Origin of the sequence: Pantoea sp. UYEF8 (assembly GCF_040546285.1) — a bacterium.
Classification (GTDB): Bacteria; Pseudomonadota; Gammaproteobacteria; order Enterobacterales; family Enterobacteriaceae; genus Pantoea; species Pantoea brenneri.
Genome location: NZ_JBEPNM010000004.1, coordinates 215,169 through 240,179 on the forward strand (window position 1 = coordinate 215,169; position 25,011 = coordinate 240,179).

Below are 25,011 nucleotides of genomic sequence, written 5' to 3' on the forward strand. Positions count from 1 at the left end.
GTCACCGCTTCCTGCCCGCTTAGTCCCCCACCGCCAGCGCTACACCGTCATCCAGCGACGCTCCAGCGCAGACAGCGCAATCGCCTCCAGCACCTTCTGCACCTGTAATCCTTCCGCAAAATCGGGCCACATACGATCGCCTGCCGCAATGCCGTTAATTAAATCGCGGATCTCAACCGTCTTCTGATCGTTGAAGCCGATGCCATGTCCGGCCGACACGCAAAAGTTGGCATAATCGGGGTGCGCTGGCCCGGTCAGCAGCGTTTTAAAGCCCTGCCGTCCGGCCGGTTCATCGTGAATATAGAGTTCCAGTTCCGCCATGCGCTCCTGGGTATAGCGCAGCGTGCCTTTGGTGCCGGTGACGACATAGGTCAGCCCCATCTTGGCACCACAGGCGATGCGGGAGGTTTCAATTACGCCATGCGCCCCGTTGTAGAAACGCAGCAGCGCACTGGCCTGATCTTCGTTTTCCACCGGCAGCTGACGGCTGAGATCTTTCGGGTCCGGGCGTGAAGTGATGACCGTCATCATGTCGCCACTGACCTCGGCGATATCCCCCACCAGATAGTGCGCCATGTTGACGATATGCGCCGCCAGATCGCCGAGCGCACCGAGCCCGGCCAGCGCTTTCTGACAGTGCCAGTCGAGCGGCGTCTGCGGTTTTGCCAGATAATCTTCGTTATGGGTGCCGTAGAAATGCACCACCTCACCAATCTCGCCATTGGCAATAATCTCTCTCGCCAGCTGGCTGGTGGGGTTTTTCATATAGTTAAAGCCGACCAGGGTTTTGACGCCGGCGGCCGTGGCGGCGGCCACCATCTCTTCGGCATCAGCCACACTCAGCGACAGCGGCTTTTCGGAGTAGACGTGCTTACCGTGGCGGATCGCCTCCAGCGCCATCTCTTTATGCAGGAAGTTGGGGGCGCAAATGTCGACCACATCGATAGCCGGATCGCGCACCAGCTCGCGCCAGTCGCCGGTCGAACGGGCGAAACCAAAGGTTGCGGCCTGGCGGGCGGCCAGGTCCGGGTTTACTTCCGCCAGCATCTCCCGCACGATCTCGCCTTTCAGCGCAAAAACGGTGGGTGCCTGGGCATATGCAATGGCGTGACAGCGACCAATATACCCACTGCCGATCATGCCGATTCTGACTTTGTTCATCTCAACTCCATACACGCATCATAAGGTTGAAATGAAATCTAAATTTCATTTATGCCGTTTACAAAGCCAGAATGAAATAAATGTGACGATGGTGGAAAACAACCCGCCAGAACCACTGATTACGCCGCCTGACAAGGACTGCTCTGCGGCAAAACACCTCATAAAAACCTCACTTTTGCCGGCCCGAGCTTTTTTACTTAGCGGCGGGAAACCGGCGAAAAGCGGACATTTCAGACGCGACCACCACCGGCAGTGGCGACTATTTCAGCAGTCAGGCGATTTTGTGAAAAAGAGCTTTGACATGGCCCGGACGGGCCGTTACTATGCGCCCCGTTCCAACAATTCCTCTGTAGTTCAGTCGGTAGAACGGCGGACTGTTAATCCGTATGTCACTGGTTCGAGTCCAGTCAGAGGAGCCAAATTTAAGAAGCCCGCTCAGGGAAACCTGAGCGGGCTTTTTGCTTTGTGTTATTAGTGAATCAGTAACAAACTCAGTGGCTATCCATCAAATAACGATGCGCTTTGGACGCTGCACTAGCGGCCTTGAAAATATAGCGCGTGTCATTCTTCAGTGGTTTCAGCCAGGAAGCAATATCGCTTTAATGCTGCCCCTCTCCAGCGATCCCCAGATCCGCCATCAGGTACGCGCTTCCCGGCTTGGCGATCAACTCCTCAAAAGCCTAACTCGCACTGCCAAACTTCCCTTTCATTTCACGATTCAGGCGGCTTTTGCCCCAGTCCAGTGAACCAGCTCATGCAGACCGGTGGCGTGAAAATTGGCCGCATCAGAAAAAAGGTAACGCTCCGGCAACCATGTAAACATCCTGTAAAACCCGGCCACCTGATTTTAGATATCTTTCCTTAATGTGTCGTGATGTTCGTGAAGTCAGCTCCTGGCACGAGACGGACAGACATACAGGCCAATATCCATGAGGAGCGGAAGTTATTTCTCTGCTTACCTAAACGACATAATGCAGTGTAACTATCAGATCATGCTAAAGTATTAGCAAAATACAGGCGTTCTAAAATAAATCCTCTTATCCAGAAGCCATTTTTATAATGAAAACATTTACTAAAAAAGTTAGCGTTTTTCACTTCAGTCCTTTTCGTTATCTGTTTGCTGCTCGCCTTCTTACCGTTTTGGGCAATGGTATTGCACCGATTGCATTAGCGTTCGCAGTGCTTGATATTGGCGGATCGGTATCTGATTTAGGTCTCGTTGTTGCGTCCCGCTCCATTTTTAACGTTTTATTCTTGTTGATCGGGGGCGTATTAGCGGACCGCTACTCTCGTAACCAGGTATTGGTATCCTCTTCTGTTATTGCGGCAGTTTCACAAGCTATTGTCGCATGGTCTGTGTTGGACGGATCAGCAACTGTGATGAGTCTGGCATTACCTGGAGCTTTGAATGGAGCAGCAGCTGGCATCGCGTTACCTGCCTCCTCCGCGCTGGTCCCCCAAACTGTTCCAGTGCAGAATTTGCGAGCAGCGAATGCATTAATTCAGCTTGGTATTTATGGCGGTACGATTATCGGCACTTCGCTTGGTGGGATCCTAATCAGTTCTGTCGGACCCGGTTGGGGACTGGCAATTGATGCGATTGGTTTCGCAGCCTCTGCACCGCTTTATTTCTTAATTCGTATTACATCAATCAAAGCATGCCCACCATCAGGTAATATCCTGCAGGACTTAAAAGAAGGATGGGAAGAATTCACAAGCCGAGCCTGGGTATGGGCAATTGTGGTCCAATTCACCATTATCAATGCAGCATTTAGTGGCGTAATGATGGTACTTGGCCCTGTGATTGCTGATGCTTCTTTTGGGCGAGCTAATTGGGGAATTATGGTTGCTGCGCAAAGCGTTGGCCTTATGACAGGTTCGTTCTTCGCCCTAAGATGGCGTCCACGACGCGATCTTTTTATTGGTGCAATGCTAGTAGCACTATGCTCAGTGCCAATTTTTATGCTTAGTCAACCTGCTTCTGCAACGTGGCTTATTGCAGCTTTTTTTATTGCTGGCGTAACGTTCGGTCTATTCGGAGTCTCCTGGGCTCATTCATTACAAACTCATATTCCTCAGGAAAAATTGGCTCGCGTGTACGCCTATGACGCTGTAGGTTCGTTTGTGGCCATTCCCTTAGGTGAACTGGTCGCTGGGCCGCTGGCAATTCATTATGGCAGGAGTAATGTGCTTCTGGTTTCAGCGATAGCAGTAGTCATAGCAACTTTAGGAACCTGCCTGGTCCCTGGGATTAGACAGCTCGACAATTTTTCACAGGTGAATTCGAAAAAAGCCACCAGCTCCTCATGACAATATTCAAAAAATTACAAAATATGAAATGTAGATTATTGCTTGAGACTATATAAAACGATGAAACATTCCCAATGGATTAGTATTCCCTGAACGCTTAAATCTCCGTTTTTGGCACACAGCGGTTGAGCTATCGAATCGGAAGGTCCGCTGTGAGCGAGAAGCGGACGTAAGTTGTACTCACGTTTTCGATTATGCCATCTTATTCATCTAGTATCGTTCAAAAAATGCGGCAACACTTTTGATAATCAAGCTATGTAATGACACATTTAAGGAATCATTATGCCTGGAATAACGCTCACATTGTCTGGTTGCAAAGATCAAAAATTAACCAAAAAGTGTGTACTTTTAGCTACTCAAATCACATGCGAGATATTGAAGAAAAACAGCTTCGAAACCATGGTCATAGTAAGACATGTGGACGATGATGACTGGTTTATTGATGGCAAGAGTCTGGCTGAATGGGGAAAAAATTCGTTCAGACTTGAAGTTACTGTCGTGGATGAAACCTGTAGCAAAGATCAGAAAGCAGCGTATCAAAAAGCAATTTACAACGCTATGGAACAAGCTATTGGTAACCTACATCCTCAGTCAAATGTGCATGTTATTGATTGTAAAGCTGCTTCATATGGATACACAGGGATAACGCAAGAATACAGATATCAGCATAAAGATGAGTTTTACTAACCAAAATTTCTTTTCTATCACCGTTAATGTGGCGCATTTTGATTGTGGACTTAAGGCGCTAACGTCCGCTTCTGGCACAGAGCAGACCGTCAGAGCTCTTTGACCACCATCACGCTTCGAGCCGACTTTTAGATGCTTGTTCTGAACACCCGTCTTTTGCAGAGAACCTCGTGGCACGATCAGCGATGAAGCGAAGTTTTAAACCTGTTTTACGTAACGAGCAACTATTGGTGGTCATTCTGGTGGTCTTGACAGAAAGATAACTCAGCTTTATCTTTCTTATCAGACAGTTACTGGAAAAGGCGAGTCCAGTCTGAGCAGCCATATTTAAGCAGCCCGCTCAGGGAAACCTGAGCGGACTTTTTGCTGTTACTGCCACTTAGCCTTTGGCAAAGTTCGCCTGGATACGCTGTTGCAGATAATCTTCAGCACTGATCGCCGGATACTTCGCCTGCGGGCCGAGGATCTCAACGTCTTTATTCGCCTGACAGAAGAAAGCCAGGCTGTAGCGCGCGCCCTGATATTCCCCCGGTAGCGGGCTTCTTACCCGATGGAAGTTTGACGGCAACTGGTCGTCACTCCAGCGCATCAGCATGTCGCCAATATTGCAGGTGATCACCTCTTCACGTGGTTCAATGCTGGTCCACTGCTGACTTTCGCGATCTTTGCCGGGACAGACCTGCAGGCCGCCCTGGCCGGGGCGCTGGAACAGCAGCGTCAGGCAGTCGAAATCGGTATGCGCACCGGCGCGCCACATCCCCTGCTCCGACTGTTCGGTGGCATAGTAGTGCAACATTCGCAGCGTGCTCTGGTAGGTATTCCGATCGGGATTGTGCGCCTGCTCGAAGAAGTGCTCAGGAAAACCCAGCTTAAGCGCAAAGCAGGAGAGCAACTTCATCCCCAGCTGCCAGCATTGCGACTCAAAGCTCAGCATGGTTTGCTTAAAGGCGGGCAGCTCCTGCTCTGTCGGCCACAGCGAATCCATTAACGGACGGGTAATCTGATAGGACTCTTTCTGGTCCGGGGTTTTGGTCGAGGGACGGACCTGCGACTTATTTTCCCAGCCGGCGTTGCGCGCCAGCGGATAGCGGGCTTTGACCGCTTCCGGCAGCGAGAAAAAATCCTCCGTCATGCTGAATGCCTGGCGGATATCGTCGAGGGCAATGCCGTGATTGCTGACCTGAAAGAAACCGATCTCTACCGCTGCCTGCCACAGTTCATCGGCAATCTCATGTTTACGCTGTTCGAAATCTGACAGGTCGATGCAGCGCACCTCGCGGGCAAAAGTCTCTTCACCCATTGCGCCCATTGCCGCTTCTTTCTCCAGTTCCTGCAGTGCATAACCTTGTGTCCGGGTTGATTGTGTCATGGTATTTTTCCTATACAGAAGAGGGTTAACCGGCGGCACGCTGTTGCAGCGTCCGGACGGCTGACATTGCCTGATGGCGCATGGCATCCAGATCGAGACCAGGAATGTGATCGTTTTCGACAATCACCCGGCCATTGATCATCAGCGCCTTTAACGAAGCCCGACCGCCGCAGGCCACCGGCCCAATTGCCATGTCATGCAGGCCGAAATAGCGCGGATCGTCCAGCCGGTACACGGCGATATCGGCCAGCATCCCGACCTGCACGGTGCCGCTCTGCGGCAGACCGAGGATCTGCGCCCCGCCGGCGCTGCCCCAGCGCACCACATCTTCAATGGTTGCCGCATCGCCACCGCCTTCAAAAGTTCCACCGTCATAGCGTGGCGTGGCGAACATGCCTTTTCTGGCGCGCTGCAACAGCCACGCCGCATGCGCTTCACTCTGCATATCGGCTGCCTCGTTCGATGCCGCGCCGTCCACGCCCAGGGAAACCGGCACGCCCGCCTGCTCCAGCGCCAGCAGATCGGCAATGCCGCTGCCCAGTCGTCCGTTACTTTGCGGGCAGTGCGCAATACCGGTCCGGCTGTCACCCAGCAGCGTGATCTCCTGCGGCAACAGCTTCACCAGATGGGCAAACCAGACGTCATTACCCAGCCAGTCGTGTTCAGCACAAAACTGCACCGGCGTCATGTTGAAGCGGTCGCGCGCCGCATCCAGATAATCCACCGTTTCCGACAGGTGACTGTGCAACCGGATACCCAACTGACGCGCCAGCCTGGCCATTTCGCGCAGCTGCGCGCCCGGCGCTGAGTGCAGCAGCGTGGTCGGAGCCATCACCACCCGACACAGCGAGGTCGGCCGCGGATCGTGGTAGCGTCCCACCAGCCGTTCTATGTCGGCCATATAGTGATCAAAATTCTCCGGGCGCAGCGCCTGCGGTAAATCCTGCTCAATCGTCCGTCCCTGAGTCGCACCACCCCGGCACAGCACAATCCGCATGCCCAGCGCCTCGCCTTCACTGAACAAAATGTCGGAAGGATCAAACGGCATATCTGGCCAGTAGAGATAGTTATGATCGGCGACCGTGGCGCAGCCGGATCGCAGTAACTCGATCAGGCCGATACGAACCGCCAGCCGGAACGTCTGTTCGTCAAAGGTGGCGCGAAAACGATACGGCGTGGCGCTTAACCAGGCGGTCAGGCTTTTGTTCAGCCCCTGCGGCTCACCTTTCAGCAACGACTGAAACAGGTGGTGATGGGTATTGACCCAGGCGGGATAAACCACGCAGTCGCGGGCATCAATCAGCCGCTCGTCCGGCAACGCGGTCAGCGACCCAATGGCTTCGATCACGCCTTCGCGGATGCGAATATCGGGTCCGGCATGTCGTGCCCGCTCGCCCGGCAGGCCGGTCAGAATGGCGTGCGCGTTTTTAATCAGTAATGATTGAGATGACATCGCAACGTTCCTCACGGTTTAACCTGCATCTGCTGAACAAACTCAGTGGTGTAAGCCTGTTTCCAGTCGGTATCCGCTTTAAGCAGGCTGGCTTTGACCATGAAATCGCGGGTTTTTTGCCAGCGATCCTGCGTCATGGTGCCCCAGCCGGCTGTCGCGGCATCGCCACCGTCAATCAGATGGTGCTGTTTGATCTGCGTGACGCCCCAGGCCAGCAAATCATCGGTCATTTTTGGATTCTCTTTTTTAATCAGCGCGTTGCCTGGTGCCGGATTAGTGAGATAGCTGACCCAGCCCTCCATTGAGGCACGTACAAATTTCGCCATCGCTTCGCTGCGGCTGCTGATCTGGTCCGGACGGGTAATCAGAATGCCGCCGTAGGGCGGATAGCCGTGCTCGGAAAACAGGAAGAAATTCGATTTCACCCCGGCCTTTTGCGCCTGGAAAACCTCAGAGCTGACATAAGCCTGCTGTGCCACATTCTGATCGGCGATAAACGGCTGGATATTGAAGGTATAGGGGCGCACCTGCCCATCGCTGAGCTGATACTGTGCCTTTAGCCACGGCCACCAGGTGGCTTGCCCGGAACTGGAGACCAGAATGGTTTTGTCTTTCAGGCCGTCGAGGGAGGTGACGGAGGCGTGGGTCAGCAGTCCCTGAGGGTCATACTGAAACGGGGCGGCAATCGCTTTAGCCTGAAAGCCACGCTGCACCGCTTCAAGTAACTGCAGGTCATAACCGATGATCACATCGGCGCGCTTCGATAACAGCAACTGCATGCCGTTGATCTGCGGCCCGCCGGACTGAATGCTGACGTCCAGCCCGTAGCGCTGATAGATGCCGGTCGCCAGCGCCTGATAATAGCCGCCCTGCTCAGCCTGCGCGTACCAGGAGGTGAGTAAGGCAATCTTCTCTGCGGCATCGGCCGGCAGGATGAATGCGCCAGAAATCAGCGTGCTCAGCACGCAGCCAGACAGGGGAATGCGGGATCGTAACTTCATTGCTCCTCTCCTAATCGTCACCGGAGGGAGGCTGAGCAAAGGCGACTCAGCCCCCAGCCGGTTCAACATGAACCGCGAAATGGTGGCTGAGCAATGTCCCGCGCAGTTGCCTGCACTGACCGCTTCTACTCACAGTGAGTTATACAAAAAGGATGCCAGGTTAGCCGATCGGCGCGGCTTAAGGGCTGCGCGGCGATCGGCGGAGGCGGCGCTGCAACCTTTGATTCATTAAGGAGCAACCAGCACCATACTGGTGCAGCGTCAGGGCCGCTGGCGTCCGGGCGTCTGAATCTGGCTGAACAGCATTTCCAGCTGTTTGAGCATCATCGACGCCGCCAGCGACAGCTGCCTTGCCGGGGCGACGCACAGTGACAGGGTGAAGGTTTTGAGTTGCGGATCGGTCAGCGGAATAAACTGCAGTTCGTCGCTTTCCACCTCATCCATGATATCGAGCCAGCAGAGAATGCCGATGCCGATTTTCTCTTTGATCAGCGAGCGGATCATGTGGATGTTATTGGAGACCGCCACCTCGTTGATCATCTCGCCATGGATGTTGATCAGCGCCTGCACCGGTTCAGCCAGCATCAGCGGGGCAGAAGGCAGGATAAACGGATACTCACTGCACTGGTTAAACCGCACCCCGCTTTTGCTGCTGAGCGGATGGCCGGTCGGGACCACAATCCCCAGATCGATCTCGGCAAAGGCCCGCACCTGCAGTTCGCGTGACGATTGCGGGTTCAGCATCACCCCGAAATCGGCATCACCCGACATCAGCGCCTGCTGAATATCGACGTTGTTCATGGTGGTCAGGGTGAAAGAGATGTTCGGATAGTCGAGATGCACCTGTCTGAGCATTGACGAGAAAAACTGCCGGTTAATCGCGTCGATGGTGGCGATGCGCACATGGCCGCGTCGCAGTCCACGCAGGTCATCCAGTTGTTCGCAGACCCGCGAAAAATCCTTTTTCCAGTTACTGGCGGCGTGCAGCAGCAGTTCGCCCGCTGCGGTCAGCCGCAGGCCGCTGGGGTGACGCTCAAACAGCGGCATCGCCAGCTCTTTCTCAACCCGCAGGATTTGCCGATCGATCGACGACGCCGCCACGTGCAGGCTTTCAGACGCCTTGCGAAACGATCCCTGACGGGCCACTTCAGTGAAATAGAGCAGAAATCGGGAGAAGGCAAACATAGGGAGTGCTCTCTTTTATGCAACGGGATGTGCGAATCAAAGCGCTGGACGCAACAGTTTTATCACAATAACGTAGATTTCATGGCAACGGGAACAATCGTTTCATCACTCAGCTGGCTGCTGTTGCGCAGCGCTGGGTGATAGCACCGCCGGTCAGGCGGCAGCGACGATGACCTGCTTTTTTATCACTGCTCTCTTTAAGCACAGACGGTAAATAATGATGAAAGAGTCCGGACTTATTCCAGTCACGATCAGCGCTGTCCATATTAATGGTGTCGGCAATCTTTCATTACAGCTTATTGCCCGGCGCGGTGGTTTATTACCGGCTTATTTACCGGGCGCGCACATTGACGTTTTCATTCCGCAAATCGGGCCGCGCCAGTATTCACTTTGCAGCGAAAGCCACGGCGGTGAATATTACGAGATCTGCGTGAAGCGGGCAGACCTCTCCAGCGGCGGATCGCATTATATTCATCACCATTTACGGCCTGGCGATGCGCTGGAAATCTCAGCACCGCGCAATCATTTCCCGCTGCCCGACGCGGGACGCTATCTGCTGTTTGCCGGTGGAATCGGTATTACCCCACTGTTGCCGATGGCGGAACAGCTTGCCCGACAAGGGTTTGACTATGAACTGCATTATTTTATCTCGTCGCCAGAACAGGCGGCGTTTGTGCCGCGATTAACCGCACCGCGATTAGCAGACCAGGTTTATTTTCATCACAGCAGCGCAAACGATTCTCTGCGTGTGAATACGCCGCCGTGTTTATCGCAGCCCGATCCACAGACCCGGATAATAGCCTGCGGCCCGGACGGCTTTATTCAGCATCTGCAGCACCTTATGCAGCAGCATGGCTGGCAACCGGATCAATTGATTTTTGAGCGATTCAGCAATGCAGCGCTAAATAATAGCGCCAGCGACAGCGCCTTTTATATCCAGCTCAATTCTACCGGCACCCGCTATTTAGTCAGCCCGCAGCAGACTATTGCCGAAGTCTTATTAAGCGCCCGGGTCGATATTATGCTGTCGTGCGAACAGGGAATATGTGGTTCCTGCATCACTGAGGTAATCGACGGTATTCCCGATCATCGTGACTGCGTGCTGACTGCCGAAGAGAAAGCGGAGAATACGCAGATAACCTTGTGCTGCTCCCGATCCAGAACGCCGGTTCTGGTGCTCGACCTTTAATCTCAGCGCGGAGTCTTATCATGTCTGTTGCCCGGTCCGATGCACCGCTTGCTGGCCTTGCCAGCGTTCGCCTCCCCGCCTGGCTGCTGCCGGCGGACTGGCCGCGTGAAGCCGGTGAGCCGGTGCTGGCCGATCTGCGCTTTGCGGCTGGCAAAATTACTGCGCTGACGCCAGCCCGGCCCGATCAGAGCGATCTGTGGCCGGTGGATGGCGCACTGGCGCTGCCGGGGCTGATTGAACCGCATGCGCACCTCGATAAAACCTTCACCCTCGCCCGCAGCCGTCCGTCAAAACCGGGCCTGCTGGCCGCCATTGAAACCCTGCATCAGGATCGCCAGCACTGGACGGCGTCGGACCTTCAACAGCGTGCCGGCCGGGCTTTCGGCTGGGCGGCCGCCAACGGCGTGACCCGTTTGCGCAGCCATATCGACTGGTTTGACGATCGCCCTCCGCTGGCCTGGACGGAACTGGCTGGCATGGCACCTCCCGGCATCACGCTGGAACGGGTGGCGCTGGTGCCGCTGAGCCTGTTCGCTGATGCCGGGAGCGCTGACCGCATCGCCCGCGCGGTGGCGCAGAGCGGCGCCGGTTGCCTGCTGGGCGGCTTTATCCACTCCTCAAACTGGGACCCGGCGGCGATGACCCACCTGATGCGCAGCGCCGCCCGCTGGCAGCTGGATCTGGATTTGCATATTGATGAAGAGCTTTCGCCAGTGGCCCACGGCCTGAGCTGGCTGGCGCACTACCTGGCTGAAAACAGCTTCAGCGGCCACATCTGTTGCAGCCACGGCTGCGCGCTGGCGTCCGGCAGTGAACTGCAGGCGCAGCAGGTACTGCGGCAACTGGCTGCCCACGCCGTCACGCTGATTGCCCTGCCGATGACCAACCTGCTGTTGCAGGATGCGGTAACCGGACGCACGCCGCGTCAGCGCGGCATTACCCTGCTGAAAGAGGCGCAGACGGCAGGCGTTCCACTGCTGATCGGCTGTGACAACGTTCAGGATGCCTTTTGTCCGGCAGGCAGTTATGACCCGCTGGATACCCTGAGCTGCGCGCTGTTCGCTTTGCAGCTGAACAACGTTTTTGACCAGCATTCGCGGCTGATTTGTGATGCCGCCGCCCTGACCGGCGCGCACTCAGCCCCACCGCCGCTGTCACCGGGCAGCGACGCTACGCTGGTGCTGTTCCCGGGCAGCGACAGCGCCAGCTGGCCGTTAAACAGCGCAGCCCGCCAGGTTATCCATCACGGCAGGCTGACCCATCAACGTATCTGGCAGCAGGAGATATCCCATGAGTCTTGAAGAGGGTGCGGGCAAACCGCTCGCCCACTATGCCGCCTGGCGTCGGGCCGGTGATTTTGTCTTTCTCTCCGGCATCATTCCGGTTAATCCGCAGAGCGGCACTATCGTGCGCGGCTTTAAGGATATCCCGGTTGAAGTCCGTCAGTTAGTTGGCGAAACCGGCGAGTTCTCGACCGACGCCAGACAGGGGCCGATCCTCGCGCAGAGCTGGTATGTGCTGGAAAGCATTCGCCACACCGTGCAACAGGCGGGCGGACAGATGAGCGATGTGATCAAGCTGGTGCAGTACTTCCGCAATCTCGATCACTTTCCCTGCTACAGCCGGGTCAGAAAGCTGTTTTATGACGGACAACCGCCGGTTTCAACCGTGGTGCAGGTCAGTGAAATGCTGCCGAGCGCCGAGGTGCTGATTGAAGTGGAAGCCACCGCCTGGTTACCGCTAACCCCCTAATCTCCGACTACGAGGCACAGCATGATTAACGGTTATATTCCTGCAGCGCGTTTTCTGCCTTTTCTGAGCTGGACGGCCATCGCGGCTCTGCCCGACAAAGCCAACACGGTGATTGTTCTGCCGACCGGCGCGATTGAGCAGCACGGTCCGCATCTGCCCTGTTCGGTCGACAGCGTGATCGCCTCCGGCGTGGCGGGCCATGCGCTGGCCAGACTGCCAAAAACCATCCCGGCTTACGCCATTCCGCCGATTACCTACGGCAAATCGGATGAACATCTGAATTTCCCCGGCACGCTGACCTTAACCGGCGACACCCTGCTGCAAACCGTGCTGGAGATCGCTGAATCGCTTTACCGCGCTGGCTTCCGCAAGCTGCTGATGATCAACGGTCACGGCGGACAGCCGCAGGTGCTGCAAATGGCGGCACGGGAAATGCGTCTGCGTCACGGCGATATGATCATCATCCCGCACGACGTGTTTCGGGTGCCGAACGTCGAAAACCAGTTCCTCAGCGCCCGGGAGCAGAAAATGGCGATGCATGCCGGTCACAGCGAAACCGCGGTGATGCTGGCGCTGGCACCGGAATGCGTCCACCCCGACCAGGCGGTGGCCAGTTATCCGCCGGAATTCCCCTGCCCGACGCTCTCCGCCGGTCGCCCGGCGGCCGCCTGGGTCTCTTACGATTTCGGACCGAGCGGCGTAATTGGCGATCCGACCGGTGCCACCGCAGAACAGGGTCACGCAATCCTTGATTCGCTGGCCGCAAGCTGGGCGCAGGCGATCACCGAAATCCACCAGATGAGCTGGCCGGTGCGCAGCGAACCCACCTGGGGAAAACAGCACTGGAGCGGTTTTGTGCAAACCGGCTTTACTCCTCCGTCTTCTTTGGCCTCTGAATAGTGGAGTAGTTACGATGAAAATTGGGCGTAAATCGACTTTCTCCCTGCTTGCTCTGATGCTGGCCGGGGTCTCTGCTTCCGGCATGGCGGAAGAGAAGTTTACCTTCCTGACTAACTGGTACGCGCAGGCGGAGCACGGTGGCTTTTATCAGGCTCAGGCTAGCGGGCTGTACAAAAAAGCCGGGCTGGATGTCAGCATCAACATGGGCGGGCCACAGGTGAACGTGATGCAACTGATGGCGGCCGGACGCGCAGACTGTACGCTGGGTGACAACGGCCAGGCGCTGGAGACCTGGGAGGCTGGGGTGCACGCCGTCACGGTCGCTACGGTGTTTCAGCATTCACCGACGGTATTTATCAGCCATGACAAAGTCGACCAGCCTCAGCAGCTGAAAGACAAAACTTTCCTGCTGGCCACCGAGGCTTATAACTCGTTCTGGCCGTGGGCAAAAAGCGAACTCGGACTGGAGAAGGTGAAAATCCGTCCCTACACCTTCAGCGTCCAGCCTTTCCTCGCCGACCGCAATCTGGTGCAGCAGGGATACGTCACCTCTGAACCATTCTCGATTGAGAAAGGCGGCAAACCGTTTTACGTCTACATGCTGAGCGACTGGGGCTACCCGCCGTATGGCAACTCGATTATCTGCATGGCCGACACGGTTAAACAACGCCCGGCTGCGGTAGCCGCCTTCGTTAAAGCCTCCATGCAGGGCTGGAAAGCTTATCTACAGGACCCGACCGCCGGCAATGCATTGATCGCCAGAGATAACCCGCAGATGACCGCCGACCAGATCGCTTTTGGTATCGCGCAGATGAAGAAATATCAGCTGGTGACGGGCGGCGACGCACAAACCGGCGGTATCGGCATCATCACGGAATCGCGGCTGAAAAAGAGCTGGGACATGCTGGTTAAAAACAAGCTGATCGACGCGGAGAAAGTGCCGTTCGGCCAGACCTATACCCTCGATATGATTAAAGACGCGAAGGTTATGCCATGAATACTGTCCCCAACCTCACCGTGATGCGCGACGTTCGCGCAGCCACGCCGCAGGCAGAGCCGGCGATCGAAGTGCTGTCGGCAGAGAAGATTTACAGCAACGGCACCCGCGCCCTGCTGCCGGTCAATCTCACCATTCATCAGGGCGAATTTGTCACCCTGCTCGGTCCGTCGGGCTGTGGCAAAAGCACCCTGCTGAAAATGGTCGCCGGGCTGACCGAGCCCAGCGACGGCAAACTGGTGTTGTGGCGTCGTGACAGCCGGGAAAGCGCCCAGGTCCCGCTCTCCTTCGTGTTCCAGGAAGCGACGCTGATGCCCTGGAGCACGGTGCAAAACAACGTCCGTCTGCCGCTGGATCTGGCGGGCGTACCGCGGGCCGAAGCTAATACCCGCGTTGCCGAGGCGCTGGAACTGGTCGGGCTGGGTAAATTTGCCCGGGTCCTGCCGCGTGAACTCTCCGGTGGCATGCAGATGCGGGTCTCGATTGCCCGTGGGCTGGTGACGCGCCCGAAACTGCTGCTAATGGATGAACCCTTTGGCGCGCTCGACGAAATCACCCGCAATAAACTCGACAGCGACCTGCTGCGGCTGTGGCGTGAACAGGGCCTGACGGTGGTGTTCGTGACTCACTCAATTCACGAAGCGGTTTTTCTGTCGCAGCGGGTGATCATGATGGCTGCCCGGCCGGGCCGGGTGGTGGAAGATATCGCCATCAATGAGCCGTTCCCGCGCAGCGAAGATTTCCGCGTCAGTCCGGCCTTTTCACGTTATGCGAAGCAACTGCAGGATAGCCTGCTGCAAGCCAGCCAATCGGGAATGGAGTAATACCATGCAGACGCAAAAATCTTCTCCGTGGATGGCTAATCCCGGCTTTCGTAAAGTGTTTTATCCCACCGTTGTGGCGGTGGTCGTGGTGCTGTTGTGGCAGGGATGGGTGAGCTATTTCAATATCCCGCAGTTTCTGGTGCCGTCACCGCTGGTGATGCTGCAAAGCCTGTGGACCCACTTCGGCTCGCTGATGATGGCGCTGCTTTTCACCCTGAAAATCACCCTGATCTCGTTTTTACTCTCGATCATCATCGGTGCCGCCGTGGCTTTCGTGCTGGTGCAGAATCGCTTTGTCGAAACCGCCCTGTTTCCCTACATCGTCTTTCTGCAGGTGACGCCGATCGTCGCCATCGCGCCGCTGATTATTATCTGGGTCAAAGACACCACCCTGTCGCTGGTGGTCTGTTCAACGCTGATGGCGGTGTTCCCGATTATTTCCAACACCACCCAGGGATTGCGCAGCGTTTCGCCGGGGCTGCTGAGCTACTTCAGGCTGAGCCGCGCCAGTCGTCTGCAGGTGCTGATTCGTCTGCGCATTCCGTCCGCGCTGCCCTACTTTTTTGGTGCGCTACGAATTTCCAGCGGGCTGTCGCTGATCGGAGCGGTGGTTGCCGAGTTCGTGGCGGGCACCGGCGGGAATAATACCGGGCTGGCCTACCAGATCCTGCAAGCGGGCTATCAGCTGGACATTCCGCTGATGTTTGCGGCGCTGCTGCTGATCTCCCTCGCCGGTATTGCGCTGTTTGGCATGATGTCGTGGATTTCCCGTCGCGCCCTCTCCGCCTGGCATGAGAGCGAAGCGGTTCAGTCTCATTAACTCCCTATTTTCAGGCAGGAAAATTATGCACAGCGAACACCGTCAGCACGCGCTTGCCCTGATACAGCAGGCGCTTCCCGATCTCGACTGGACTTTGCAGGCCGCCAGAGTTAAACGCCTGTCACGCGATTTTCACTGGTTCAGCCCGCTACTGAAACGGCAACTGGAAGATAAACAGGCCGATGCGGTGGTCAGACCGCGCAGTGAAGAGGAGCTGAGCCTGCTGGTCAAAGCCTGCGTCCGCCATCAGCTACCGCTGATCCTGCGCGGCGGAGCAACCGGTAACTATGGTCAGCTGGTGCCGCTGGCGGGCGGCATTCTGGTCGATATGACCGGCTTTAATCAGCTGTGTGAACTCACCCCTGGCGTGGTCCGCGCGCAGGCCGGGATGCGGCTGGCGGAGATTGAAGCCCTGACCCGTCCGACCGGCTGGGAACTGCGCTGCATGCCTTCGACCTATCGCCTTGCCACGCTGGGCGGGCTGTACGGTGGCGGCTTTGGCGGCATCGGCTCAATCAACTATGGCCCGCTGGCCGCCGCCGGAAACGTACTCAGCGTGAAAGTGATGACCGTGGAAGCGGAACCACGCATTCTGCAGGTTCCGGCACCGCAGGCGCTGCTGCTGCATCACGCTTACGGCAGTAACGGTATCGTGCTGGAGGTTGAACTGGCGCTGGCACCGGTACATGACTGGATAGAGCGGCTGGACGTGTTCGACGACTTTACCGACGCGCTGGATTACGCTAATGCCTTCGCCCGCTCACCAGGACTGGTGAAACGTCAGCTGGCGTTATTCGCCGCGCCGATCCCCGGCTACTTCACCCATCTCAGCGGCCATTATCAGGCGGATCAGCATGCGGTGATCAGCGTGATTGGGCAGGAAAGTGACGGGTTAGCGGCGGGCCTGCTGGAAAAATATCGCGGAAAGAGTGCGCTGCGGCAGTCTGCCAGCGCCGCTCGCGATGCGAATGCGTCACTGATGGAATATTGCTGGAACCACACTACCCTGCACGCGCTAAAAGTTGACAATACCCTGACCTATTTACAGACCGCGTTTAACCCGGCCTGTTATCGCCAGCAGATTATCGACATGGCCGCTCTGCTGGGTGATGAGGTGATGTCGCATATTGAGTTTCTGCGTGACGCTGACGGCAATCTGACCGCCAGCGGCCTGCAACTGGTGCGCTACAGCAGTGACGCGCGACTGAACGAGATCATGAACGCTTTTCGCGCCAACGGCGTCCGGATCAATAATCCGCATGTTTATCAGATTGAAGAAGGCAAACAGGGAGAGATCAAACCGGCGGTGGTCTCGGTTAAACAGTGTCTGGACCCGGATGGATTACTCAATCCCGGCAAACTCAAAGGCTGGGAACTGCGCGATACGCTGGTGCTGGATGACGATCCGCTGGCGTTGCGCCGCCCTTCACCCTGAGCGCGCCCTGATCAGCCGGCTGCAACGGCATCGCTGTCATCGCTGATATAAAAAAACCCGCTTATCACTAAGCGGGTTTTGCCTTTCAGTGGTTAATCGTAAGCCATCAGAGCTCGAACCGATCCAGGTTCATCACTTTGGTCCAGGCAGCGACGAAGTCCTTGACGAACTTCTCTTTGGCATCGCTGCTGGCATAGACTTCCGCCGACGCGCGTAACACCGCATTGGAGCCGAATACCAGGTCAGCGCGGGTGGCGGTAAAGCGGACTTCACCGGTCAGGCGATCGCGTCCTTCGAACTGCTCGCTGGAGCCATCAATGGCTTTCCATTCAATACGCATATCCAGCAGGTTGATGAAGAAATCGGTGTTCAGTTCACCGACGCTGCGGCTGAAGACGCCGTGCTGGCTGCCGTCATAGTTGGTTCCCAGCGCGCGCATCCCGCCAATCAGTACCGTTAATTCCGGCACCGTCAGCGTCAGCTGCTGTGCTTTATCAATCAGCAGGTGCTCGGTGGTGGTTTTGCCGTATCCGCGACCGTAGTTACGGAAACCGTCAGCGCGAGGTTTCAGCAACTCAAACGATTCGATATCGGTCTGATCCTGACGCGCATCGACCCGGCCCGGGATAAAGGGCACCTCAATCTCAACGCCGGCCGCTTTCGCCGCCTGCTCAATCCCAACCACTCCGGCCAGCACAATGACATCGGCCAGCGAGACTTTATTGAATTCCCGCTGCAGCGCTTCCAGCTTCGGCAATACCCGGGCCGCATTGGCGTTAACGTCCCACTCGCGTTGCGGCAGCAGCGCCAGGCGCGCGCCGTTGGCACCGCCGCGTTTGTCACCGCCACGGAAGGTTGAGGCTGACGCCCAGGCAACCGAGGTCAGTTCACTGACGCTCAGGCCAGCGGCCGCAATCTTCTCTTTCAGCTGCGCGATGTCGGCGCCGGTCGGATGATAAACCGGTGTCGGCAGCGGGTCCTGCCAGATCAGATCTTCTTTCGGCACTTCCGGACCGATATAACGCGCTTTTGGCCCCATATCACGGTGCGTCAGCTTGTACCAGGCGCGGGCAAAAGCTTCATTGAATGCCTGCGGATCGTTGTAAAAACGACGCGATATTTTCTCGAATTCCGGATCGAAACGCAGGGTCAGATCGGTGACCAGCATGGTCGGCTTACGTTTCTTCGTCTGGTCAAACGCATCAGGAATGATCTCTGGCGCGTCGATCGCTTCAAACTGGATGGCACCGGCCGGGCTGCGGGTCTGCACCCACTCATATTTGAACAGGTTCTCGAAGAAGTAGTTGCTCCACTGGGTCGGCGTCTGCGACCAGATCACTTCCAGACCCGAGGTAATCGCATCGGCACCCACGCCGGTGCCGTGGCTGCTTGCCCAGCCCAGACCCTGTGCTTCAATCGGTGCGGTTTCCGGATCAACGCCAACGTGCTCGGCCGAACCGGCACCGTGGGTTTTGCCCAGCGTATGGCCACCAGCGATCAGGGCAACGATCTCTTCATCGTTCATTCCCATATTGCCGAAGGTCGCACGAATGGCCGGAGCGGCTGACGCCGGATCGCCGCTGTGTTCCGGGCCTTCAGGGTTAACGTAGATCAGCCCCATTTCGGTCGCGCCGAGCGGTGACTGTGCCAGCGATTCCGGATGACGGTGTTCCAGCCAGGTGCTTTCATCGCCCCAGTTGACGTCCATATCCGGTTCCCAGACATCTTCACGTCCGGCACCAAAACCAAAGGTGCGGAAGCCGGAATTTTCCAGCGCCACGTTACCCGCCAGGATATACAGGTCGGCCCAGGAAATTTTCTGACCGTACTTCTGCTTCACCGGCCACAGCAGACGGCGCGCTTTATCCAGGCTGACGTTATCGGGCCACGAGTTTAATGGAGCGAAGCGCTGCTGGCCGCGGCCTGAACCACCGCGACCGTCTACTGCGCGATAGGTACCGGCGCTGTGCCAGGCCATACGGATGAAGAGACCGATGTAGCTGCCCCAGTCGGCAGGCCACCAGGCTTGTGACTCAGTGAGCAAGGCTTTGAGATCGGCTTTTAGCGCAGCGTAGTCTAATTTGGCAAATTCTTTACGGTAGTCGAACGACTCGCCCAATGGGTTAGAGCGGGATGAGTGCTGGTTCAGCAGGTCGACACGCAGCTGGTTAGGCCACCAGTCACGGTTGGACGTGCCGCCGCCTGATGTCTGATTGGCCTTTCCTGCATGAAAAGGACATTTACCTGCCGCTGCTTCGCGATCGGCTTCGACAATAGGCTTTGCATCTTTTGCATCTTCATCAACAGAATTGCTCATGGTCACACCTCTTTTATGTATTCTCAGCGCTACTCTATAGTGGCTTTTGAAAAAGGCACACCTGTCTCATCCTATACCTTTGATAGCCTGACCCTTTGAATATGATTAGCTGAAAAAGGTTTTAACGATTAAAAAAGAACCGCGCCGGTCAGTTCAGGCGAAGCGGTTAAAAATACCATTACCCTTGCCGCCAGGGATCGCGTCTGCCAAATAATAATCAGCAGCGTGACGGCGATCATGATTGGCAAAAGTGGCGCTATCGCCTGCTGATTCAGGCTGAAATGCCGGGCCAGCACCTGCGGTGTTGAAATCAGATCAGGGATAAAAGAGGATGCGGAGAGCGGCAGGGATCACTACAGAATGAGATGAACAGCGCCTTATCACTAAGGCGCTGGGTCGGGAACGGTATTAACGCCAGCCGAGTTCCGGCGCGACATACTTCAGTATCGCCTCAATCACATGCGCGTTATACGCCACCCCAAGCTGGTTCGGCACGGTCAGCAGCAGCGTATCGGCTTCAGCAATCGCTTCATCCTGCGCCAGTTGCTTAATTAACTGCTCCGGTTCAGCGGCATAGCTGCGGCCAAAGATGGCGCGGGTTTTTTCGTCGAGGAATCCCACCGAATCCTGGTCGCTACCGCTGCGGCCGAAGTAGGCGCGGTCCATGTCATTGACCAGCGCAAAAATGCTGCGGCTGACCGAAACCCGTGGCTCTCGCTGATGGCCGGCGGCTTTCCACGCTTCACGGTAGGCACGGATCTGCTTCGCCTGCTGGATGTGGAACGGTTCGCCGGTTTCATCATCTTTCAGGGTCGAACTTTGCAGGTTCATGCCCATTTTTGCTGCCCACTCTGCAGTGGCGTTGGAGCCGGAGCCCCACCAGATGCGGTCACGCAGCCCTTCAGACAGCGGTTCAAGGCGCAGCAGGCCCGGCGGATTCGGGAACATCGGCTGCGGATTCGGTTTGGCAAAGCCTTCACCGCGCAGCACTTCCAGAAACTCTTCGGTATGACGACGCCCCATATCAGCGTCGGTCTCGCCCGCTTTTGGCTCAAAGCCAAAATAGCGCCAGCCATCCACCACCTGCTCAGGCGAGCCACGGCTCAGGCCGAGCTGCAAACGGCCGTTGGAAATCAGGTCGGCTGAACCGGCATCTTCCACCATATAGAGCGGGTTTTCATAGCGCATGTCGATCACGCCGGTACCGATTTCAATATTTTTGGTACGGGCACCGACCGCCGCCAGCAGCGGGAACGGCGAACTCAGCTGGCGGGCAAAATGGTGCACGCGAAAGTAAGCTCCGTCTGCGCCCAGCTCTTCGGCTGCAACCGCCAGGTCAATCGACTGCAGTAACACATCCTGCGCCGAACGGGTGGCTGACTGTGAAGAGGGCGTCCAGTGACCGAAGGATAAAAAGCCAATCTTTTTCATCTGTTACTTCTCCTGGCGGGCAAAAGTGGCCCACACATGCTAAGGCGGTTTTCGATAGGCAAAGGTTACGCCGTCGTCGTCACCACTGATAGTCAATATCTTTCAGCGCCATATTCAGGATTTTCGACATAGCTAAGAAAAATAACGTCTTTGTCTTTGCGCAGCGTTTATTTCACTGTGGCTCTCTGTTCCTCTTCTGCCAGGTCGATCATGCAAAAAAGCCGTGCCGCTTACCTTCATCCGCAGCAGCGCGCCCTGCTGCAACAGCTCTCGCGCAGCTGGTTATGGCGCACTGAACTGCCCACCTGGCTGCTGATCGTCGCGGTCTATGGCGGCTGGTTCGGCACGCTGCTCGGCTGGCAGATCCTCGGACGGCTGCCCGCTACCCTGCTGCTGACTGGCTTCACCGCCTGGTATATGTCGCTGCAGCATGAGCTGATCCACGGCCATCCGACGCGCTGGCCGCGGATCAATCAGCTGTTCGGCATCCTGCCGCTGGCGGTGTGGTTTCCGTTTGGCCTCTACCGCGATTCTCATCTGGCCCATCACCGCAATCACACCCTGACCGAACCGGATGACGATCCGGAAAGTTACTACCTGTCCGCCGCACGCTGGGCGCAGCTGTCGCCGTGGCAGCAGCAGCTGATCCACCTGCGTAATACCTTTTTTGGCCGTCTGCTGCTGGCTCCGTTGCTGGATATCTGCGGCACTTTCAGGGCGATGTGGCAGGCGTTTCGTCACGGTGAGCGGGCCGCCATCGGCATGTGGCTGCTGCACTGGAGCCTGCTGGCGCTGCTGTTTTACGGCATGGCGCAGTGCGGCTTCTCCCCGCTGTGGTATCTGCTGGCGGTCAGCTATCCGGCGCTGGCGCTGACCAAAGTGCGCTCCTTTTATGAACATCGCGCGGCTGACGATCCGCTGGCGCGTTCGGTTAATAATGAGGCGGCGCTGCCCTGGCGGATCCTGTTCCTGAATCTGAACTACCATTCAGTGCATCACGATCTGCCCGGCGTGCCCTGGTATGGCCTGCGTCGCCTTTATCTGCGCGACCGTGAGCGCTATTACCAGCGCAATCACGGTTTCCGCGTGGCGGGCTACCGGGTCTGGCTGCGTCAGTTCTGGGCGCGGCCGGTCGGGGTTAATGCCCATCCGGGGCGTTCTGAAGAGGCTCGCCATGACTGACCTGCTGGCATTACCGATGTACGACATTGATCACCCTGCCACTGAGGCGCTCAGCCAGGCGATAGTAACGTTACTGGCGCAGCACGGCACGGCGGCGCAGCCAGTCTGGCCCGACGATCTGCTTACCCACTGGCAGGATGATCGGCTGCTGCTGAGTCAGACCTGCGGCTATCCGCTGGTGACGCGACTGCCTGCGGTGCAGCTGGTCGGCGCGTTTCACTACAGCGCGCCAGGCTGCAGCGGACCCGATTATCGTAGCTGGCTGGTGGCGCGGGATAAGGGCGCGACGCTGAGCGATTTTCACGCCCGCCGGGCGGTGGCCAACGGCCTCGATTCACACTCCGGCTATAACGCGCTGCGCCTGGTGGCGGCCCTGTCGGGCGTGCTGTTTTCACGGCTGGTGCTGAGTGGCGGGCATCGTCAGTCACTGGCGGCGGTGCGCCAGCATCAGGCGGATATTGCCGCCATTGATTGTGTCAGCTGGGCCCTGATCGCCCGGTACGCGCCAGAGGAACTACAGGGATTGCACATTATCGACGAAACACCGCCTGCGCCTGGGTTGCCACTCATCACTTCGGCCTCCACCTCGGCGCAGCAGCGCCAGACGCTGCAGTCGGTGCTGGGCGAACTGGTGACGAGTCCGGCGTGGCGTGAAGTCTGTGCGGCCAGCCTGATTAGCGGATTCAGCCCGCTGCAGCGCCAGGATTATCAGACGATAATCCGCTTTGAACAGCAGGCGGCGGCGCATGGGGTGGCCCGGCTTTGAGCTGAAAGAAAGGCGGCTTCCCTGCCGCATCGCCCTATTTACGGGCGGCAATGATCTCATCGGCCACGTTGCGCGGTGCCTGCGCGTAGTGGCTGAACTCCATGCTGTAGGTGGCGCGCCCCTGGGTCAGCGAACGCAGGCTGGTGGAGTAGCCGAACATCTCCGACAACGGCACTTCGGCGCGAATAATCCGGCCGCCAAAATGCTCATCCATGCCCTGCACCGCGCCGCGCCGTGACGACAGATCGCCCATAATCCCGCCGGCGTACTCTTCCGGCGTCTCCACTTCCACTTTCATTACCGGCTCCAGAATCGCCGGATCGGCCAGTTTTGCCGCCGCACGGAAACCGAGAATCGCTGCCATGCGGAACGCCATCTCCGAGGAATCGACCTCATGATAGGAGCCAAACGTCAGGGTCGCTTTGATATCGACAATCGGATAGCCCGCCAGCACGCCGCTGTTCAGCGCTTCGCGGACCCCTTTCTCTACTGACGGGATATATTCGCGCGGCACCACCCCGCCTTTGGTGGCATCCTCAAAGACAAACCCGCTGCCCGCCGCACCCGGTTGCAGGCTCAGCACCACATGGCCGTACTGCCCTTTGCCGCCCGACTGGCGCACAAACTTGCCTTCAACATCCTGCACCGCCTTGCGCAGCGTCTCACGGTAGGTAACCTGCGGCCGCCCGATATTGGCCTCTACGCCAAATTCACGTTTCAGACGATCGACGATAATCTCCAGATGCAGTTCGCCCATACCGGAGATAATCGACTGGCCTGACTCCTCGTCGGTGTGCAGCCGGAACGACGGATCTTCTGCCGCCAGCCGCTGTAACGCCAGCCCCATCTTCTCCTGGTCCGCTTTGGTCTTCGGTTCTATCGACAGCGAAATCACCGGTTCAGGAAACTCCATCCGCTCCAGAGTAATAATGGCGTGCGGATCGCACAGGGTTTCGCCGGTCGTCGCCTCTTTCAGCCCGACGCAGGCGGCAATATCCCCGGCGCGTATCTCGTCGATTTCATGGCGGGCGTTGGCGTGCATCTGCACGATACGGCCAATGCGCTCCTTCTTGCCTTTGACCGCGTTATAGACGCTGTCGCCCTTGCGTAACACGCCCGAGTAGACCCGTACAAAGGTCAGCTGCCCGACAAAGGGATCGCTCATCAGCTTAAACGCCAGCGCCGAGAACGGTTCGTCATCATCAGCGTGCCGTTCGGCGTGGTTTCCGGCCTCATCCACGCCGCTGATCGCTGGCACATCGGCCGGTGACGGCATCAGTTCGATCACCGCATCCAGCATCCGCTGTACCCCTTTATTTTTAAACGCACTGCCGCACAGCATCGGCTGGATCTGGTTGAGCAGCGTGCGCTGGCGTAAACCGGCAATCACCTGCTGCTCGCTGAGATCGCCCTGCTCCAGCCAGGCTTCGGTCAGGGTTTCATTGGCTTCCGCCGCCGCCGCGACCATTTTTTCACGCCAGCTCTGCGCTTCGGCCAGCTGATCAGACGGAATTTCACCATAGCTGAAGGTCATCCCCTGGCTCTCTTCATCCCAGTAGATGGCCTGCATGCGGATCAGATCGATCACCCCGACGAAATGCTCTTCGCGACCGATGGGAATCACAATCGGCACCGGATTGGCTTTCAGCCGTGACTGCATCATGGTGACCACGCGGAAAAAATCGGCGCCCTGCCGATCCATTTTGTTGACGAACGCCAGCCGCGGCACATGATATTTATTTGCCTGCCGCCACACCGTCTCCGACTGCGGCTGTACGCCGCCCACTGCGTCATACACCATTACCGCGCCGTCCAGCACCCGCATTGAGCGCTCGACCTCGATGGTGAAATCAACGTGGCCCGGGGTGTCGATAATATTGATGCGGTGCGGCTCAAAGCGCTTATCCATGCCCGGCCAGAAGCAACTGACCGCGGCAGAGGTGATGGTTATGCCGCGCTCCTGCTCCTGCGCCATCCAGTCGGTTGTTGCAGCGCCATCGTGCACTTCCCCCAGCTTGTGGCTCATTCCGGTATAAAACAGAATGCGCTCGGTGGTGGTGGTTTTACCGGCATCGATGTGCGCGGAGATGCCGATGTTGCGGTAACGTTCGATCGGAAGGGATCGGGGCATGATGTATCCTTAGTCAGTTTGACGGAAAGAGGTGCACACTTTTCAGGCACCCATGTCAGCAAGCTTAGACTAATGGTACGACTCCATACGAACAGATTGAG

General features: G+C 57.2%; 20 protein-coding genes, 1 tRNA gene and 1 pseudogene. 13 read left to right on the top strand and 9 right to left on the bottom strand.

Annotated features, from left to right (window positions below):
* Positions 1 to 39: 39 nt before the first annotated feature.
* Positions 40 to 1,161 carry a Gfo/Idh/MocA family protein gene (locus tag ABIB18_RS10040; protein WP_354474090.1) on the bottom strand — a complete coding sequence of 374 codons (1,122 nt, stop codon included), beginning with the start codon at positions 1,159 to 1,161 and terminating at the stop codon, positions 40 to 42.
* 343 nt (positions 1,162 to 1,504) lie between these two features.
* Here ABIB18_RS10040 and ABIB18_RS10045 point away from each other — a divergent pair.
* Positions 1,505 to 1,580 (top strand) — tRNA-Asn (locus ABIB18_RS10045).
* 72 nt (positions 1,581 to 1,652) lie between these two features.
* Here ABIB18_RS10045 and ABIB18_RS10050 read toward each other — a convergent pair.
* Positions 1,653 to 1,975, bottom strand: a pseudogene (locus ABIB18_RS10050) (zincin-like metallopeptidase domain-containing protein); the annotation flags it as partial.
* Between the two features lie 245 nt (positions 1,976 to 2,220).
* Here ABIB18_RS10050 and ABIB18_RS10055 point away from each other — a divergent pair.
* Together ABIB18_RS10055 and ABIB18_RS10060 are read left to right on the top strand one after the other, a co-directional pair.
* The gene (locus tag ABIB18_RS10055; RefSeq protein WP_069729567.1) at positions 2,221 to 3,471 is read left to right on the top strand and encodes an MFS transporter; all 1,251 of its coding nucleotides are present in this window, start codon (positions 2,221 to 2,223) and stop codon (positions 3,469 to 3,471) included.
* 282 nt (positions 3,472 to 3,753) lie between these two features.
* Entirely contained in the window at positions 3,754 to 4,158 is a 405-nt protein-coding gene (locus tag ABIB18_RS10060) for a tautomerase family protein (RefSeq protein ID WP_031376322.1), read from the top strand.
* 379 nt (positions 4,159 to 4,537) lie between these two features.
* Here ABIB18_RS10060 and ABIB18_RS10065 read toward each other — a convergent pair whose 3' ends face one another.
* The 4 genes from ABIB18_RS10065 to ABIB18_RS10080 form a co-directional block, all read right to left on the bottom strand.
* Positions 4,538 to 5,527 carry an isopenicillin N synthase family dioxygenase gene (locus tag ABIB18_RS10065; protein WP_031376323.1) on the bottom strand — a complete coding sequence of 330 codons (990 nt, stop codon included), beginning with the start codon at positions 5,525 to 5,527 and terminating at the stop codon, positions 4,538 to 4,540.
* 25 nt (positions 5,528 to 5,552) lie between these two features.
* Positions 5,553 to 6,980, bottom strand: a complete 1,428-nt coding sequence (locus ABIB18_RS10070; protein WP_031376324.1) for an amidohydrolase family protein — start codon at positions 6,978 to 6,980, stop codon at positions 5,553 to 5,555.
* Between the two features lie 11 nt (positions 6,981 to 6,991).
* Entirely contained in the window at positions 6,992 to 7,981 is a 990-nt protein-coding gene (locus tag ABIB18_RS10075; protein WP_069729564.1) for an ABC transporter substrate-binding protein, read from the bottom strand.
* A 261-nt stretch (positions 7,982 to 8,242) separates the two neighbouring features.
* On the bottom strand, positions 8,243 to 9,166 hold the full coding sequence (locus tag ABIB18_RS10080; protein ID WP_031376326.1) for a LysR family transcriptional regulator: 924 nt from the start codon (positions 9,164 to 9,166) through the stop codon (positions 8,243 to 8,245).
* Positions 9,167 to 9,386: 220 nt separating this feature from the next.
* Between ABIB18_RS10080 and ABIB18_RS10085 the strand changes: the two genes are divergently transcribed.
* Genes ABIB18_RS10085 through ABIB18_RS10120 form a run of 8 tightly spaced genes read left to right on the top strand, consistent with a single transcriptional unit; the run spans position 9,387 to position 17,083 of the window.
* On the top strand, positions 9,387 to 10,355 hold the full coding sequence (locus ABIB18_RS10085; protein WP_354474169.1) for a PDR/VanB family oxidoreductase: 969 nt from the start codon (positions 9,387 to 9,389) through the stop codon (positions 10,353 to 10,355).
* Positions 10,356 to 10,375: 20 nt separating this feature from the next.
* Positions 10,376 to 11,656, top strand: coding sequence for an amidohydrolase family protein (locus ABIB18_RS10090; protein ID WP_354474091.1), 1,281 nt, complete (start codon positions 10,376 to 10,378; stop codon positions 11,654 to 11,656).
* Entirely contained in the window at positions 11,646 to 12,107 is a 462-nt protein-coding gene (locus tag ABIB18_RS10095; protein ID WP_069729560.1) for a RidA family protein, read from the top strand. The genes ABIB18_RS10090 and ABIB18_RS10095 overlap by 11 nt, the downstream gene beginning before the upstream one ends.
* A gap of 21 nt (positions 12,108 to 12,128) precedes the next feature.
* On the top strand, positions 12,129 to 13,007 hold the full coding sequence (locus ABIB18_RS10100) for a creatininase family protein (protein ID WP_354474092.1): 879 nt from the start codon (positions 12,129 to 12,131) through the stop codon (positions 13,005 to 13,007).
* 13 nt (positions 13,008 to 13,020) lie between these two features.
* The gene (locus ABIB18_RS10105) at positions 13,021 to 14,004 is read left to right on the top strand and encodes an ABC transporter substrate-binding protein (protein ID WP_069729559.1); all 984 of its coding nucleotides are present in this window, start codon (positions 13,021 to 13,023) and stop codon (positions 14,002 to 14,004) included.
* The gene (locus tag ABIB18_RS10110) at positions 14,001 to 14,828 is read left to right on the top strand and encodes an ABC transporter ATP-binding protein (protein WP_031375216.1); all 828 of its coding nucleotides are present in this window, start codon (positions 14,001 to 14,003) and stop codon (positions 14,826 to 14,828) included. Before ABIB18_RS10105 ends, ABIB18_RS10110 begins: the two co-directional genes overlap by 4 nt.
* Positions 14,829 to 14,832: 4 nt before the next feature.
* Entirely contained in the window at positions 14,833 to 15,648 is an 816-nt protein-coding gene (locus tag ABIB18_RS10115) for an ABC transporter permease (RefSeq protein WP_069729557.1), read from the top strand.
* Between the two features lie 25 nt (positions 15,649 to 15,673).
* Positions 15,674 to 17,083, top strand: a complete 1,410-nt coding sequence (locus ABIB18_RS10120) for an FAD-binding oxidoreductase (protein ID WP_069729556.1) — start codon at positions 15,674 to 15,676, stop codon at positions 17,081 to 17,083.
* A 106-nt stretch (positions 17,084 to 17,189) separates the two neighbouring features.
* On the opposite strand, the gene katG is transcribed toward ABIB18_RS10120, so the two are convergent.
* On the bottom strand, positions 17,190 to 19,400 hold the full coding sequence (katG, locus tag ABIB18_RS10125; protein WP_094106276.1) for a catalase/peroxidase HPI: 2,211 nt from the start codon (positions 19,398 to 19,400) through the stop codon (positions 17,190 to 17,192).
* Between the two features lie 408 nt (positions 19,401 to 19,808).
* Complete coding sequence (locus ABIB18_RS10130) at positions 19,809 to 20,831, bottom strand: LLM class flavin-dependent oxidoreductase (protein ID WP_031375219.1); 1,023 nt, start codon at positions 20,829 to 20,831, stop codon at positions 19,809 to 19,811.
* 210 nt (positions 20,832 to 21,041) lie between these two features.
* Here ABIB18_RS10130 and ABIB18_RS10135 point away from each other — a divergent pair, with 210 nt between their 5' ends.
* A complete protein-coding gene (locus tag ABIB18_RS10135) occupies positions 21,042 to 22,013 on the top strand; it encodes a fatty acid desaturase (RefSeq protein ID WP_046288225.1) in 972 nt (323 codons plus the stop codon).
* Positions 22,006 to 22,779, top strand: a complete 774-nt coding sequence (locus tag ABIB18_RS10140; protein ID WP_354474093.1) for a phosphate/phosphite/phosphonate ABC transporter substrate-binding protein — start codon at positions 22,006 to 22,008, stop codon at positions 22,777 to 22,779. The genes ABIB18_RS10135 and ABIB18_RS10140 overlap by 8 nt, the downstream gene beginning before the upstream one ends.
* Positions 22,780 to 22,813: 34 nt before the next feature.
* Here the strand turns inward: ABIB18_RS10140 and fusA are convergent, their stop codons facing one another.
* A complete protein-coding gene (gene fusA / locus ABIB18_RS10145; RefSeq protein ID WP_354474094.1) occupies positions 22,814 to 24,910 on the bottom strand; it encodes an elongation factor G in 2,097 nt (698 codons plus the stop codon).
* Between the last annotated feature and the right edge of the window lie 101 nt (positions 24,911 to 25,011).